General features: G+C 69.7%; 17 protein-coding genes. 5 read left to right on the top strand and 12 right to left on the bottom strand.

What is annotated here, in order from left to right; genetic code table 11:
• Position 1 precedes the first annotated feature (1 nt).
• Positions 2–799 carry a hydrogenase nickel incorporation protein HypB gene (hypB, locus tag ABD743_RS42255; RefSeq protein ID WP_379659310.1) on the top strand — a complete coding sequence of 266 codons (798 nt, stop codon included), beginning with the start codon at positions 2–4 and terminating at the stop codon, positions 797–799.
• Between the two features lie 18 nt (positions 800–817).
• Here hypB and ABD743_RS42250 read toward each other — a convergent pair whose 3' ends face one another.
• From ABD743_RS42250 to ABD743_RS42235, 4 genes are all read right to left on the bottom strand, one after another.
• Positions 818–1,234 carry a peptidase inhibitor family I36 protein gene (locus ABD743_RS42250; protein ID WP_344730044.1) on the bottom strand — a complete coding sequence of 139 codons (417 nt, stop codon included), beginning with the start codon at positions 1,232–1,234 and terminating at the stop codon, positions 818–820.
• A gap of 222 nt (positions 1,235–1,456) precedes the next feature.
• On the bottom strand, positions 1,457–1,954 hold the full coding sequence (locus ABD743_RS42245) for a peptidase inhibitor family I36 protein (protein ID WP_344730042.1): 498 nt from the start codon (positions 1,952–1,954) through the stop codon (positions 1,457–1,459).
• 499 nt (positions 1,955–2,453) lie between these two features.
• Positions 2,454–2,957 (bottom strand): peptidase inhibitor family I36 protein, encoded by a 504-nt coding sequence (locus ABD743_RS42240; RefSeq protein WP_344730040.1) that lies wholly within the window; start codon positions 2,955–2,957, stop codon positions 2,454–2,456.
• A 212-nt stretch (positions 2,958–3,169) separates the two neighbouring features.
• Entirely contained in the window at positions 3,170–3,349 is a 180-nt protein-coding gene (locus tag ABD743_RS42235) for a hypothetical protein (RefSeq protein ID WP_344730039.1), read from the bottom strand.
• A gap of 176 nt (positions 3,350–3,525) precedes the next feature.
• Here ABD743_RS42235 and ABD743_RS42230 point away from each other — a divergent pair, with 176 nt between their 5' ends.
• Positions 3,526–3,825 carry a type II toxin-antitoxin system Phd/YefM family antitoxin gene (locus ABD743_RS42230; RefSeq protein ID WP_344730037.1) on the top strand — a complete coding sequence of 100 codons (300 nt, stop codon included), beginning with the start codon at positions 3,526–3,528 and terminating at the stop codon, positions 3,823–3,825.
• Positions 3,822–4,235 (top strand): PIN domain-containing protein, encoded by a 414-nt coding sequence (locus ABD743_RS42225; RefSeq protein ID WP_344730035.1) that lies wholly within the window; start codon positions 3,822–3,824, stop codon positions 4,233–4,235. The genes ABD743_RS42230 and ABD743_RS42225 overlap by 4 nt, the downstream gene beginning before the upstream one ends.
• Before the next feature lie 51 nt (positions 4,236–4,286).
• Here ABD743_RS42225 and hypF read toward each other — a convergent pair whose 3' ends face one another.
• The 5 genes from hypF to ABD743_RS42200 are packed head-to-tail and all read right to left on the bottom strand — an operon-like array spanning position 4,287 to position 8,373.
• Positions 4,287–6,563 carry a carbamoyltransferase HypF gene (gene hypF / locus ABD743_RS42220; RefSeq protein WP_344730033.1) on the bottom strand — a complete coding sequence of 759 codons (2,277 nt, stop codon included), beginning with the start codon at positions 6,561–6,563 and terminating at the stop codon, positions 4,287–4,289.
• Complete coding sequence (locus ABD743_RS42215) at positions 6,560–7,213, bottom strand: D-sedoheptulose-7-phosphate isomerase (RefSeq protein ID WP_344730031.1); 654 nt, start codon at positions 7,211–7,213, stop codon at positions 6,560–6,562. Before ABD743_RS42215 ends, hypF begins: the two co-directional genes overlap by 4 nt.
• Positions 7,210–7,452, bottom strand: coding sequence for a HypC/HybG/HupF family hydrogenase formation chaperone (locus ABD743_RS42210; protein ID WP_344730029.1), 243 nt, complete (start codon positions 7,450–7,452; stop codon positions 7,210–7,212). The genes ABD743_RS42215 and ABD743_RS42210 overlap by 4 nt, the downstream gene beginning before the upstream one ends.
• Positions 7,449–8,009, bottom strand: a complete 561-nt coding sequence (locus ABD743_RS42205) for an SIS domain-containing protein (RefSeq protein ID WP_344730027.1) — start codon at positions 8,007–8,009, stop codon at positions 7,449–7,451. The genes ABD743_RS42210 and ABD743_RS42205 overlap by 4 nt, the downstream gene beginning before the upstream one ends.
• The gene (locus ABD743_RS42200) at positions 7,930–8,373 is read right to left on the bottom strand and encodes a helix-turn-helix transcriptional regulator (protein ID WP_344730025.1); all 444 of its coding nucleotides are present in this window, start codon (positions 8,371–8,373) and stop codon (positions 7,930–7,932) included. The genes ABD743_RS42205 and ABD743_RS42200 overlap by 80 nt, the downstream gene beginning before the upstream one ends.
• Before the next feature lie 424 nt (positions 8,374–8,797).
• Between ABD743_RS42200 and ABD743_RS42195 the strand changes: the two genes are divergently transcribed.
• Complete coding sequence (locus ABD743_RS42195; RefSeq protein WP_344730023.1) at positions 8,798–9,961, top strand: uroporphyrinogen decarboxylase/cobalamine-independent methonine synthase family protein; 1,164 nt, start codon at positions 8,798–8,800, stop codon at positions 9,959–9,961.
• A gap of 96 nt (positions 9,962–10,057) precedes the next feature.
• On the opposite strand, the gene ABD743_RS42190 is transcribed toward ABD743_RS42195, so the two are convergent.
• Entirely contained in the window at positions 10,058–10,663 is a 606-nt protein-coding gene (locus ABD743_RS42190; protein WP_344730020.1) for a TetR/AcrR family transcriptional regulator, read from the bottom strand.
• A 421-nt stretch (positions 10,664–11,084) separates the two neighbouring features.
• Here ABD743_RS42190 and abc-f point away from each other — a divergent pair, with 421 nt between their 5' ends.
• Positions 11,085–12,713 carry a ribosomal protection-like ABC-F family protein gene (abc-f, locus tag ABD743_RS42185; protein WP_344730018.1) on the top strand — a complete coding sequence of 543 codons (1,629 nt, stop codon included), beginning with the start codon at positions 11,085–11,087 and terminating at the stop codon, positions 12,711–12,713.
• 90 nt (positions 12,714–12,803) lie between these two features.
• Here the strand turns inward: abc-f and ABD743_RS42180 are convergent, their stop codons facing one another.
• Together ABD743_RS42180 and ABD743_RS42175 are read right to left on the bottom strand one after the other, a co-directional pair.
• The gene (locus ABD743_RS42180; protein WP_344730017.1) at positions 12,804–13,454 is read right to left on the bottom strand and encodes a PHP domain-containing protein; all 651 of its coding nucleotides are present in this window, start codon (positions 13,452–13,454) and stop codon (positions 12,804–12,806) included.
• Positions 13,451–14,257: an SDR family NAD(P)-dependent oxidoreductase gene (locus ABD743_RS42175; protein WP_344730015.1), complete on the bottom strand. Its 807-nt coding sequence runs from the start codon at positions 14,255–14,257 to the stop codon at positions 13,451–13,453. Before ABD743_RS42175 ends, ABD743_RS42180 begins: the two co-directional genes overlap by 4 nt.

Here is a 14,257-nt window from a genome sequence, read left to right as displayed (position 1 = left end):
GGTGTGCGCGACGTGCGGCTGCTCCGACGACACGGGCGTCCGGCTGACCGACCTGGCCCGGCCGGGCCCACCCCCGCACGACCACTCCCACGGACACGACCATGACCACCCGCACGGTCACGGACACGACCACACCGAGCCGGACACGCGGACCGTGGCGCTCGAGGTCGACCTCCTGGCGAAGAACGACGACCTCGCTGCACTCAACCGGCAGTGGCTCGCCGACCGGGACGTGATCGCGCTCAACCTGATGAGCTCACCAGGCTCGGGCAAGACCACGCTGTTGACCCGCACGATCCGCGACCTCGGCGACGAGTTGCCGTGCGCGGTGCTGGAAGGCGACCAGGAGACCCTGCTCGACGCCGAGCGCATCGGCGCCACCGGAGCGCGCGTCGTGCAGATCAACACCGGCGCAGGCTGCCACCTCGACGCCGACATGGTCGCCGCGGGGCTCAGCACCCTCGCACCCGAACCGGGCTCCCTGCTCTTCGTCGAGAACGTCGGCAACCTCGTCTGTCCCGCGCTGTTCGATCTCGGCGAGGCCGGCAGGGTCGTGATCATGTCGGTGACCGAGGGCGCCGACAAGCCGCTCAAGTACCCCCACATGTTCCGCACTGCCGACCTGATGCTCGTGAACAAGGTCGACCTGCTCCCCTACGTCGACTTCGACGTGGCCGCCTGCATCGCCTACGGGCGCCGGGCCAACCCCGCCGTCGAGGTGCTGGAGATCTCCGCGACCCGCGGTGACGGGCTCGACGCCTGGTACGGCTGGCTGCGCCGGCGCGTATCGCTCACATGAGCCGGACGCCCGTCCCGACTAGGGGCAGGGCTCGATCGAGCTGATCGAGTTGTTGAACGGGTCGCCGATCGACGCCAGCTTGGTGTGCGGCTCGGATCGGAAGCTGATGCTTCCGAAGTTGCTGTCGACGAACAGGCACATCTCCGTGTCCGTGTTGTTGACGACAGAACTGAGCTTGTCGTTGAAGTTGAATACAGGATTGGACTCGTCGGGAACCGGGTTGGTGGCGTCCTGACAGGCACCCGAGAAGTTCGGGTTGTCGAAGACCTCGAACTTGTTCGGGCCTCCCCCCTGGCCGCACGGGGGTACCAGCTGCGTCACCGCGGTGGGCGTCGCCGCGGTGGGCGTCGCCGCGGTGGGCGTCGCCGCGGAGGCCGTCGCAGCGAGGGGACCGCCGAGGGATACCGCTACCAGCGCCATGGCACCGGTAGCCACCGCAGACAGAGTTCGCCAACGCCAGGTACGAGACATGTCGGTCCTTCCGTGGTGAGCCGGCGTCCGTCGCCGACGGACGTTCCTGCAAGGCATGGGCCCGGGTCCTGAGCTTCATTCGAGCGTGCAGATTTCACACTCCCTGCGAGAACGCGTCGCGACGGACCCGGAAGCCGCACTCGGGAGCACATTCCAACCATCAACAAAAATTGGATGTCCGGAAGGTCATGCCGTGGGGCAGCCGAGCGTTCCCGTTGCGGGGTTCGGGATCGCAGGCGCAAGCGAGCTGATCTGGTCGTTCAGGTCGAAGGTCTGGCCGCCGCCGAGCTGGGCAGCCGCGAGGTTGGACACGGTCACACCCGGGTTGATGAGCAGGCTCTTGCCCTTCAAGTTGATGTCCGAGTACACACACATCGCCGTCTGCGAGTTGTTGGCGATGGACGAGAAGAAGTCGTTCTGATCCTGGTTCGGATTGCCCTGCACCTTGAATGCGGTGAGGCTCTGGACCTTGGTGCTGTCGAAGTTCGCGAAAAAGCCGTCGAAATTGGCATTCTCGAAGAGGTCGAACTCGTTGTCGCCCCCGTGCGCAGCGGCAACGGCGGCAGGCTGCGCTCCGGCCGCGCCGGCCGTCGACGCCGCAGGTGCGGCAGCCGCCGTGCCGACGGTAACGGCACCCAACGTCAGGGCTACGAGCGCCAGGGTCCCGGCGGCCGCGCCAACCACATTCCGCCGAATCCAACTGCGAGACATTCCGAGTCCTCCCGTCCGAGCCACCGCCCATTGCGGTGACCGACATGCCGTTACACGCATTACCTCGTCTTACCGTTCAGGTGGCAGATGTGATGAGATACACACTATGTAGGGCTCGATCATTGCTGCGGGATTGCGGTAAGGCCGACCGGCACGAATAGCGATGGGCGCGCATCAGAAGATTACTAGCGGTTCGATTGGCGTGAGAACGAGTGGTGTTGCTACCCATGCCCCGGTGAACACGGCTCTCGCACCACCCGTGTACAGGCATGTGGGCCACTGCAGAAGTCCGCGACCAGCGAACCGGAGCAGGCGAATCCCGACCTCCGGGGCCGCCCCGCGACACGACCCGGACACCACGGGCACGACGAGAACGGCCCCTGCCAGCACTCAGCTGGTCAGGAGCCGTCTCGTCCGGCCATCGCCGGTGAAGGATTCGAGCCGTCGCGCGGTACGCGCACTGCGCGGAACGTCAGTTGCAGGGTCGCACCGACGAGATCGTGTCGTTCTCGTTCTGGTCGAACTGACCGAGCTGAGTGTTCGGGGGGAACTGAATCGGCTGCCCCGTGAAGTTGGGGTCGGGGAACAGGCACATCATCGTGCCGGAGTTGTTGACGGCAGACGAGATCAGGTCGTTCAGGTTCAGGTTGTCGGCGCCCAGATCGGGGATCGTGGCGTTGGTGAGGTTGGCGAAACCACCCTGGAACTCCGCATTGTTGAAGACGTCGAACTCACCGGGATCCCCCGGCATCGGGGCGGAAGGAGCAGCGGGTTGAGCAGCTGACTCGAGGGCCACGGGAACCGCCACGAGATTTCCGGATGCGGCTGCAGTGGGCACTGCGGCGGATGCACCGGTGACGCCGGCGAGACTAAGTGCGGCGACAGCCACGGCGCCAGCAGCAGCGGCGACCAGGACGCGCCGAACCCAGCTACGAGACATTTCAGTCCTTCCGTTGTGAGCCGCCACCTTCTGCACCGGCCGACATGCCACACACGGTTGGGTCGATCTTTGCGTTCAGGGTGGACATATGGCGTAGCTCATACCCAGCGGTTCGCGACGGATGTCCATTTGGCGCCGCGCGCTGCGATTCAGCACGTTCCGCCAGTTTCCCGGTCGACACGTGCGCCATCCGCGTGCCACACGGGACCGAGGTGCCCCTGTCGGTGCTCGTCCCTGATCGCCTCAGGTCACCGGGCGCTCATGCGCGCCGTGTACGCCACCCGGCGCTCCCGGTGGGCGTCGACGGGCGGGGTGCCGAGCAGCTCGTTCGCCTGGCGCGACGCCTCCTGAACAGTGATCTTGCCCGCCTGGTTCGCGTCCCACACGGCGTTGATCTCCGCCAGCAGCTCCGGCGTCAGCAAGTCCATGGCCACTTCCCCTTGATCGTCGCGCTCGGTACTGGGGAGGTAACGCGCGATCACCGCCGCCAATCACGTCGAACGGAGCCTTAACTGCACGATCGAGTGTTCGTGGGCGTCATGGCACGGACATCGGCCTCGACCCGCGATAGCGATAACGCTATCCCATAGCTATCGTGGCGAGCGTGGCCGAGTCCATCAGGCAGTCCGAGCTGCGCAACAACAACGCCGAGATCATGCGGCGGGTGGCCGAAGGCGAGTCCTTCACCGTGACGGTCCACGGACGTGCAGTCGCCGATCTGGTGCCGCATCAGCGGACGACCTCTCGGAGGCGCCTGGTACCTGCCGCCGAACTCGACGAGCTCTTGACCGCCTCCGGACCCGCACCTGATCCCGGCCAGTGGGCGCGCGATGTCGCCGAAGCCGACGAACTCTTCGGCGACGAACATTCCTCCGACCCGTGGGATCGGGACGGCGAACGGTGACGACAGGCGGAGTCGCCCGTCAGGTGCTGCTGGATACGTCCGTCGTGATCACGCCGCCGACCGCAGGCCTTGTGTCCATCGCCGACTACGTCGCGGTCAGCGCGGTCACAATCGCCGAACTGGAGTACGGGGTCGGCGCCTCTGCGGATGCCGAGGAGCGGCTGCGACGCAGGCGCCGCCTGGGAGCCATCGTCGACGCCATGGACGTGATCCCGCTCGACAGCGCTGTTGCCGGGTCGTACGGCCTGCTTGCCAACATGGTTCGAGCCGCAGGGCGAAACCCTCGTCCACGGCGCCTCGACCTGCTCATCGCCGCGACCGCCGAGCGCCACGGCCTGAGCCTCGCCACCCGCAATGCCGACGACTTCCGCGCGCTGGACCGCGTTGTCCACGTGATCGAGGTGCGCTGACACGTCTCGCCTCGCCCGATCGGCGCTGCCGGCCGAATCAGTGCACGGCGATCACGTGCGAGCAGATGTCGCCGCCGCCACGGCCACCTGACCCAGGCTGATCCCGCCGTCGTTGCACGGCATCCGGGAGTGGACCAGCACCCGCAGCCCGGCCTCGGTGAGCCGCCGGGACACGCCGTGGAGCAGCCGGAGGTTCTGGAACACCCCGCCGGACAGGGCAACCACGTCGAGCCCGGCGCCTGCGGCTGCCCGTACGGCCGCGGCGGCCAGCGCGTCGTGCAGGCCGGCGTGGAAGCGGGCTGCGATCAGCGGCGCCGCGGTGCCTGCGCGGAGGTCTGCGACGACGGCGCGCACGAGATCGCCTGCGCGGATGAGCCCGCCGTCGAAGCCGGCGGGATAGCCGTCGCACTCCCCCACCGCCGACGCGCACTGCTCCAGCTCGATGGCCGCCTGCCCCTCGTAGTTGACCCGGTCCCGGATCCCGACGAGCGCGGCAACGGCGTCGAACAGGCGCCCGGCGCTCGTGGTGACCGGAACCTCCACATCGGACGCCAGCAGCTTCTCCACCTGCATCCACAGTGGAGCGTTCCGGGTCGCGACGGCGAGGCCGGCCGGGTCGGTGCCGGTGGCGTGCAGCCAGGCCGCAGCCATCCGCCACGGCTGCCGGATGGCCGTGACGCCGCCCGGCAACGGCACGGGCTCCAGGTGCGCGAGCCGCCGGAACCCGGTGAGGGACACCTTCAGCACCTCACCACCCCACAGCACACCGTCCGGTCCGTAACCGAGGCCGTCGCACGCGATCCCGATGGCCGGCCCGGTCTCGCCGTTCTCCGCCAGGCAGGCGGCCAGGTGGGCGTGGTGGTGCTGCACCCCTACCAGCCTCAGGCCGGGTTCGGCGGCGGCTCGGTCGAGCGCGTACTTCGTGGACAGGTACTCCGGGTGCAGGTCGTGGGCGAGCACTGCGGGAGTGACGTCCAGCAGACGCCCGAGGTGCTCGATGCCGTCGGTGTAGGCCCGCAGCGTCTCGGCGTTCTCCAGGTCGCCGACGTGGTGCGACGGGAAGGCCTCCGCGCCCCGCAGGATGCAGAACGTGTTCTTCAGCTCGGCACCGCACCCGAGCACCGGCTCCGGGGCGGTCACGCCGATCCGCAGGGGTTCGGGGGTGTAGCCGCGGGAGCGGCGGATCGGGTAGGTGCGCCCGGCGACCACCCGCAGCACCGAGTCGTCGGCCCGCGTGCGGATCGGCCGGTCGTGCGTGAGGAAGGCGTCGGCGATGCCACCGAGCCGGGCGACGGCGTCGTCGTCGAGGTGGGCGATCGGCTCGTCGGAGAGGTTTCCGCTGGTCAGCACGATGGGAGCGGCGAGCTCGTCGAGCAGCAGATGGTGCACGGGCGTGTAGGGCAGCATCACGCCGACGTGGTCGTTGCCCGGAGCGACGGCCGCAGCCAGTGACGCACCGGGGCGCCGGCGCAGCAGCACGATCGGGGCGCGGCGAGAGGTGAGCTCGGCGGCCTCGGCAGGTCCCATCTCCCCGAGCTTCGCGGCCGCGTCGAGCCCGGGAGCGAGCACAGCGAACGGCTTGTCCTCACGGTGCTTGCGCGCCCGCAGCTCGGCCACCGCCTGCTCGTGGGCCGCGATCGCCGCCAGGTGGTAGCCGCCGAGTCCCTTCACGGCGAGCACGCCGCCGTCGGCGAGCATCCGGGCAGCGGTGGTGATCGGGTCGCCCGGGAGGTCGTTGCCGCGGACGTCGACCAGTCGCAGCGTCGGCCCGCAGTCCGGGCAGCACACCGGCTGCGCGTGGAACCGGCGGTCGGCCGGGTCGTGGTACTCGGCGGCGCAGGCGGTGCACATCGGGAAGCCGGCCATGGTGGTGGCCACCCGGTCGTAGGGCACCCCGGTGACGATCGTGAACCGCGGCCCGCAGTTCGTGCAGGTGATGAAGGGGTGGCGGTAGCGGCGGTCGGACGGGTCACGCAGTTCGGCGAGGCAGTCGGCGCACGTCGCCGTGTCGGGCGAGATGAGGGTGGCCCGCGGGCCGCGGGCCGAGCTGGGTGCGATGGCGAAGGCGGTGTCGCCAAGCACCGGCATGCCCGTGGCGGCGACATCGGTGACCAGCGCGAGCGCGGGCGGCCGGTCGCGCAGTGCGGTGAGCAGGGCGTCCAGCGCGTGGGCGCTGCCCTCGGCCTCGATGACCACGCCGGACTCGTCGTTGCCCACGAAGCCGGCGAGGCCCAGCTCCCCGGCCAGGCCGTGGACGAACGGCCGGAACCCCACCCCCTGCACGATCCCGCTGACGCGGATCCGGGCCCGCACCGACGGTTCGCTCACGGACGGCCCAGCGCGCGCTGCACCAGCTCCCACAACACGTGGTAGGTGGTGGTCTGCGCCTCCTGGATCCGGTGCACCGACGCCGACGGCATGACGAAGAGGTAGTCGATCTCGCCGCGCTCGGCCGCCTCGGCCATCGCGCCACCCGAGTAGCCGGCGAGACCCACGGTGAGCAGGCCACGTTCGTGGGCGACGGCGAGCCCACGCAGCACGTTGGCCGAACCTCCGCTCGTCGAGAGGCCCAGTGCGATGTCGTCGGGGCGCCCCGCAGCGGCCAGCGGACGGGCGAAGACGTTCTCGAAGCCGACGTCGTTGGCCAGAGCGGTGAGCGTGGCGACGTCCGCCGCGAGCGCGAGGGCGGGCAGCGGCCGCCATGCCGGTCCTGGATCGACGCAGAGCGCCGCCATGGCTGCCGCGTCCGTGCTCGAGCCGCCGTTGCCGAACGCCAGTAGCCTCCCGCCACTGTCGAACCGCTGCGCCATCGCCGTGGCACAGGCCGCCAGTTCGGCGGCGTCGGCGGCCAGGACGTCGTGGCGTAGCCGTCCGATCTCACCGACCTTCTCCGCCGTCGACCGGGCGACGTCGGCCAGGAGCACGTCCCGATCCGCGGCGCCTGCATGCAGGAAGGGATAGAGCGACTCGATACTCATGACGGCTCCAGCCTTGCGATGGCCTCTCCCGCGTGGACGAGGACGGTGTCCCCGACCTCGGCGTCCACGAGCGCGACACTCACCTCTTCCTGTGTGCCGGCGTCGGTGTCCACGAGGGCCATGTCGTCGCCGAGCAGTTCGACAACCGTGACGGCCACGGCGACGTCGGAGCAGGTGATGCAGGTGTCGCCGGGGTGCGGGTCGGGCAGCAGCCCGTGCGTGCCCGTTCCGGTGTTCATGCCAGCACCTCCGGGGCGTCCAGGAAGACGTGCACGAGCTCCCAGAGCACGTGGTAGGTGGTGACCTGGCCTTCGCGCACGATCCGCGGGTCGTCCGAATGCACGACGAGCGCATGGTCCAGAGACGACCGGTGCAGCGGCCCGTCCGGCGCCCCTGCCAGAGCGACGGTCAACAGGCCGCGGTCGCGCGCCGCCGCCAGGGCGTCGGCGAGGGCGGCGTCACCACCGTCGGGCGCGATGGCCAGCGCGATGTCCTCGGGCTCCGCGAACAGCTCCAGCTCGGCGCGGAACCCACCGGATCCGCCCCGCAGCGACAGTGCCGGCAGCGCCCGTTTCCCGATGATCACGGGATGCACGAACTCGACCACCACGTGCGCGGCGTCGGCAGCGGAGCCGCCTGCCCCGAACGCGATCAGCCGTCCGCCGCGGTGGAACCGCCGTGCCATGGCGTGGCAGGCGGTGGCGAGCGCGGGGGCGTCAGTGGCCAGCAGGCCGATCGGCTCCTCGCGCCGCGTGAACGCCGTTCGTACGTCCGTATCTGTCAGCTCGATGGTCAATTCGGCTCCCCTCGGGGCAGCCCCGCTTCGCTGCGGCGACCACCCGCGCGTAGCGATCGAGGAAGATGTGCAGCGCCTCGTGCGTCTGACCGAGGCTGTCGGCCAGCGAGTCGAGGCTGTTCACGCCGTCCGGGGTGACGTAGTAGGTGCGCCGGGCGGGTCCGACGTCGGACGTCTGCCACTCCGAGCGCACCAGCCCATGCCGTTCCAGACTGCGCAGGGCACGGTAGACGCCGCCGGCGTCGCCGTCCCCGTCGTGCATCGGGCGCAGACGCGCGGCGAGCTCGTAGCCGTGGTCGGGCTGCTCACGCAGGAGCAGCAGCAGGCAGGGCTGGAGGAAGTTGCGCGGTTCGAGCTCGGCCATGGTAGGCGGTGCCCTCCGGATCGGCGGTGGTGGGCGCCTGATGTGGCTGATGTTCCCACTGTGTGACCGGAACCACAAGACAGGTCGGTCTCACCCCGAAGGACATCCTGCCTCGACCGGGTGCAGTTCGCGATGTCCGCGCTATCCACACCCCTCGGGAAACCCTCCGGGAACGGCAACAATCAACCAGGGATCAGTGAACGTTCAGGTAGCACCAAAACACTCATTGACCGGCCATGCGAATAAGACTACCCTTTCGGGCGAAGTCTGAGACAGACCTGTCTCCCTCGCTTGGCGTAATAATTCCGGGGCACGCACCGAGCACTCGGTCGGGCGTGCGTGATCGACCATTTCATCAGCAAGAGCAGGAGACGCCGGGATCGGGCTGGTCCCTGGCCTGGATTCTCGAGGAGGAGATCCATTCATGGGCTACGACCCGCGCACGGCCACCGGAGTCCCCACCGAGCCGGTGGGCTCGCTCCCCCGACCCGCCAAGCTGCAGGAGGCCTACGCGAAGTACGACGCAGGCGAGATCGGCCGAGACGATCTCGAGAAGCTGCAGGACGCGGCCGTGAAGGATTCGATCGAACGATTCGAGGCCACCGGTTCGCCGATCATTTCCGACGGAGAGCAACGCTGGTCGTCGTTCGCCACATATCCGATCACCGACACCCTGGCCGGCACCGGACTCGCCCCGGGACTCGGACCTGACGGTCAATTCTTCGCGATCTTCGCCGACGGCCACGGACGCCGGCTCCCGAAGCTGGAACGCGGGCCGTTCCGCTACAACCAGCACGCGGCCGACACGTTGCGCAAGTCGATCCCGTACGCGAACAGGCCGATGAAGCAGGCGGTGATCGCGCCGTCGATGCTCGCGCTGCTCTACCCGCTGAAGGACCCGGTGGAGGGCTACAGCCGCGACGAGTTCGAGGCGGCGCTCGTCGACGAGTGCGAGAGGGACATCCGCGAGGCCTTCGCCGCCGGAGCCGAGCGGGTGTCGGTCGACTTCACCGAGGGCCGGTTGGCCACCCGGGACGACCCGCGCAACCCGTGGACGGGGGCGGGCCTGTTGCCGCACTTCATCGAGCTGAACAACCGTGTGATGGCGCGGTTCTCCGCCGACGAGCGACGCAACATCGGTATTCACACGTGCCCTGGTGGGGACCGCGACTCCGTGCACTCGGCCGACGTGCCCTACAACAACCTGCTCGGCACGATGTTCGACATCGACGCCGGATACTTCCTGATCCAGCTCGCGTCCGAGCGGGACCGCGACCCGGTGTACGAGACGATCGGCCGGAACCTGCGCGACGCCCGCGGTGTGACACAGATGGCGTACATCGGCGTCACGAACCCGCAGAACCCGCGGGTGGAAAGTCCGCAGGAGATCGCCGACCAGCTGATCCGGGCGGCGAACTTCATTCCCAAGGAGCAGCTCGGATCCACCGACGACTGCGGCTTCTCGCCGTTCTCCATCGACGAGAAGCCCAACCACGGGTCGCCCGACTACGCCCGTGACGTCGCTTTCCGCAAGATCACGTCCCGGGTGGAAGGAAGCCGCCTGGCCGCGGAGAAACTCGGCGTCTGACGTCGCAGCGCACCGTCGCGCGCCAGTACCTCGGGCCGGCTCGATTCGACCCCTCGAGCCGGCCCGTTCCCTGCCCGCGTGGCGCCCGAGCAGTACTCAGTCGGCGGCGATGCCGTGCGACCGCAGCAACAACACGCCGAGCTCACGCGCAGCCGACGCCGCGGCGGTGTCGCCCTCGTGGGCCGCCATGATCGAACCCTTCATGAGCACGTGCCACTGACGCGCGAAGCGATCCACGTCGGCCACCCCCGCCTCCTCGGCGAGCTGCCGCAGGTATCCGCGGATGTTCGCGAGGTGTTCCACACTCGCCCGGCGCACGGGGCTCGCCGGGTCGTTCACCGTCATCATGGTGGTGAGGAAGGCGCAGCCCTCGAAATCGGGACGGGCGAACCATTCCGAGAACAGGTCGAAGATGGCGAGTAACTGGTCCTGCGGACGCTCGCCACGCAGTCTGCTCTCACGCTGGAGCCATTCCTCGGTCCACAGCTGCTCACGCCGGCGAAGGAAATCGACAATGAGATCATCCTTCGACGGGAACGTGCGGTACAACGTCATCTTCGCGGTGCCTGCGTGCGCGATCACGGCATCGACACCGACGTCCCGCACCCCGTTGCGACTGAACAGCTCATAGGCGGCACGACGAATCCGATCGCCGCCACTCTCCGGCGATCGCTGTGAACCGTCACCGCTCGTCGTCGTCACCCGCTCCGTCCTGCCGTCGCTCGACGAAACGATACCTCGCCGATCGGGTGGTGAACCTTCCGGAAGGTGGCGGAATCAGGAACCTCTGAACGGCGCAGTCGCGAACACCCGAACGCACGTATGGCGATCCGGATCAGCGCTAATGCTGCACCACCGACCCCGGGACCGCCGGCTTGCATCCGCCGCGGGGTGACCCCGGTGAGGAAAGAGATCGCTACTGCTATGGTCGAGCGCGATCATCGGGGACCGAGGGAGACCAGACATGGCGGGTGACGACGACATCTCCGGGTGAGACCGGACATGGTCGGCCGCCGGCATGAGCGCAGGAGCGCCGCCGGTGTGGAGCCGCCGTCGTTGCACCTCCCCCTGTTCCCAATGGGCGGCCCTGGCACGCCCGCATCACACACGAGGGCTCTCTCGCATGTCCGACGCGTTCGTCATCTGCTCGAACCTCTCCTTCTCCTGGCCTGACGACACCCCCGTCTTCCAGGACCTGTCCTTCACCGTGGGCGGCGGCCGTACGGGCCTCGTCGCGCCGAACGGGGCCGGTAAGAGCACCCTGCTCAAGCTGATCGCCGGCGAGTACCGGCCCAGCGGGGGCTCCGTGTCCGTCACGGGGGTGCTCGGCTACCTCCCGCAGACCCTGCCGCTGGTCGGCGACCTGACCGTGGCCGAGGTACTGGGTATCGGTCCGGTGATCACGGCGCTCGCGGCGATCGAGTCGGGCGACGCGAGCGAGGAGCACTTCACCACGATCGGCAACGACTGGGACATCGAGGAGCGCACCGGCGCCCAGCTGGACCGGCTCGGTCTCGGCGACCTCTCGCTCACCCGGCAGCTGCACACCCTGAGCGGCGGCCAGATCGTCACCCTCGGTCTGGCGGCACAGCTGCTGAAGCGGCCCGACGTCCTGCTGCTCGACGAACCGACGAACAACCTCGACCTCGACGCCCGGCAACGGCTCTACGGCGCGATCGAGGACTGGAACGGCTGCCTGCTGCTGGTCAGCCACGACCGGGCACTCCTCGACCGCATGGACCGCATCGCCGAGCTCGACCGGGGCGAGCTGCGGACCTACGGCGGCAACTTCACCGAGTACGAGACGGCCGTGCAGGCCGCCCGCGAGGTGGCGGAGAAGAACATCCGCAATGCCGAGCAGGAGGTCAAGCGGGAGAAGCGGGAGATGCAACAGGCCCGCGAGCGGGCCGAGCGCCGGGCCGGCAACGCCGCCCGCAACATCAAGAACGCCGGTCTGCCGAAGATCGTCGCCGGCGGGCTCCAGCGACGCGCCCAGGAGTCGGCGGGGAAGTCGAACGAGACGCACGCCGCGCGCGTCAGCGATGCGAGGGCCCGGCTCGACGAGGCAGGTCGCGCTCTTCGCGACGAGCAGAAGATCACGCTGATCCTGCCGGGCACCAACGTCCCGGCCGGCCGCACGGTGTTCCTCGGGGAGCGGATGCAGGTCCGCTACGGCGACCGGGCTCTCTTCGCCGGCGACGGCGCCGACCTGACGATCCGCGGACCCGAGCGCGTAGCCCTGACCGGCCCCAACGGGGCCGGCAAGTCCACGCTGCTGCGCATGATCAACGGCGAGCTGGAGCCGGAGGGCGGCACCAGGCGGGCCGACGGCCGGGTCGCCTACCTGTCCCAGCGCCTCGACCTGCTGGACCTCGACCGCACGGTGGCGCAGAACCTCGCCGCGTTCGCGCCCACGATGCCGGAGGCGCAGCGGATGCACCTGCTCGCCCGCTTCCTGTTCCGCGGCTCCCGCATCGACCTCCCGGTCGGGGTGCTGTCCGGCGGCGAGCGGCTGCGCGCCACCCTGGCCTGCGTCCTCTATGCCGAACCGGCGCCCCAGTTGCTGCTGCTCGACGAACCGACCAACAACCTCGACCTGGTCAGCATCGGCCAGCTGGAGAGTGCGCTGGGCGCCTACGAAGGCGCGTTCGTGGTCGTCAGCCACGACGAACGGTTCCTCGCGGAGATCAAGGTGAGCCGCTGGCTCCGGCTAGCAGACGGCCGACTGCAGGAAACGGGCCCCCTGACGTAGACGGCACACACCTCGTGGCCACGGCACACATGGCAGAACGTATGTGCCGTGGCCACCAGATGTGTGCCGTCGGGCAGGAGCGGACGGCGGTCAGCCGGCGCGGGGGCGGGGTGGGAAGCGGGGGGCGTGGGGGCGTAGCTCGCCCACCAGTCGTGCGTGCGGGAGGGCGGCCAGGAAGTCGCGCGGGCCATCGAAATCCGGCATCTCGATGTAGGCGGCGCCCAGGCCGGTCACGTCGTGGGCGTCCGATCCGGCCGCGACCGGCAGCCCGTGCCGGGACGCCAGCGCGGCGGCGGCGTCGTTGTGCGCAGGGTCGCGCACCTTGGCGTTGAACGCCTCGACCACGTCGACGGCGCCGTCCGCGCACAGGGCGTCGGCCACGGCGCCGGCACCGGCGCGCAGCGGGTCGAAGGGGTGCGGAAGGCCCACGAGCCCGCCCTGGGCCCGGATCCGGCGCACCACCTCGCGGATCGGGAGGACATACGGGATGCGTTCGCTGAGGAACAGCCCGAGCACCTCCCCGTCGGCGGTGCGCACCTCTTCGCCGACCTCGATCCGGACGCCCAGGTCGCGGCCCTGCGCGGCGAGCGCGGCCGAGGTCTCGTTGTGGTCGGTCACGAACACCACGTCGAGACCCAGCTCGACCGCCCGGCACGCGAGCTGCTCGACCCGCAGCACCGCGTCCCCGGAGGCGACGGTGTGCACGTGGCAGTCGACGCGGACCCAGCCCGCCGCCGTCATCTGCTCGGGACGGCGATGCCGAGCTCGTTCAGGAGGTCCTGGGAGTAGGCGATCCGGCCGGTGAGCGCACGGCTCCCGTTCGCGGGCGGGCGGCACAACGCGAGCGCGGCCTCCGCCATCACGGCCGGCGGTTCGGCGTCGGGTGCGTCCTCGGTGGTCAGGTGGTGGAAGACGGTGCCCGGCGTGGGCACCACCCGGTTCGGCGACAGCGCATTCACGGCGATCCCGTCGGCGTAGAGCTCAGCCGCGAGGCCGGTGGAGAACCGCTCCAGGGCGGCTTTGCACATCCCGTACACCGTGCCGCCGCGCGACGCCCGCCCGGTCGGCGGGAGCTGCGGGTGGATGGCGGCGCGCGAGGAGATGTTGAGGATCGTGCCTGCGCCGCGCTCCCGCATGCCCGGCAGCACCAGCTGCGCCAGGTGCATCGGCGCCTTGACCTGCACCTCGAACATGAGATCGACGCGCTTGGCGGTGAAGTCGGCCACCGGGGTGAACCAGGTGACGGCGGCGTTGCTCACCAGGATGTCCACCGGCCCGTGCTCGGCGGTGACCCGCTCCACGAGCGCCACGCGGTCCTCCGCGCGGGACACGTCGGCCGCGACGGCCTGAGCCGAGCCGCCTGCCGCCTCGATGGCAGCGACCGTGTCGGTGAGCGACCCGGCCAGCGGCGAGCTGCCGGGCTCCAGCGTGCGGGCCGTCGCGATCACCGTGGCGCCCTCGGCCGCGAACCGCCTGGCGATCTCCGCGCCTATCCCCCGGCTCGCCCCCGTGACGAGCGCGATCCTGCCGTCGAGCACACCCAT

Source organism: Pseudonocardia yunnanensis, from assembly GCF_039534065.1.
GTDB lineage: Bacteria > Actinomycetota > Actinomycetes > Mycobacteriales > Pseudonocardiaceae > Pseudonocardia > Pseudonocardia yunnanensis.
This window is presented reverse-complemented; position numbering and strand designations above follow the sequence as displayed.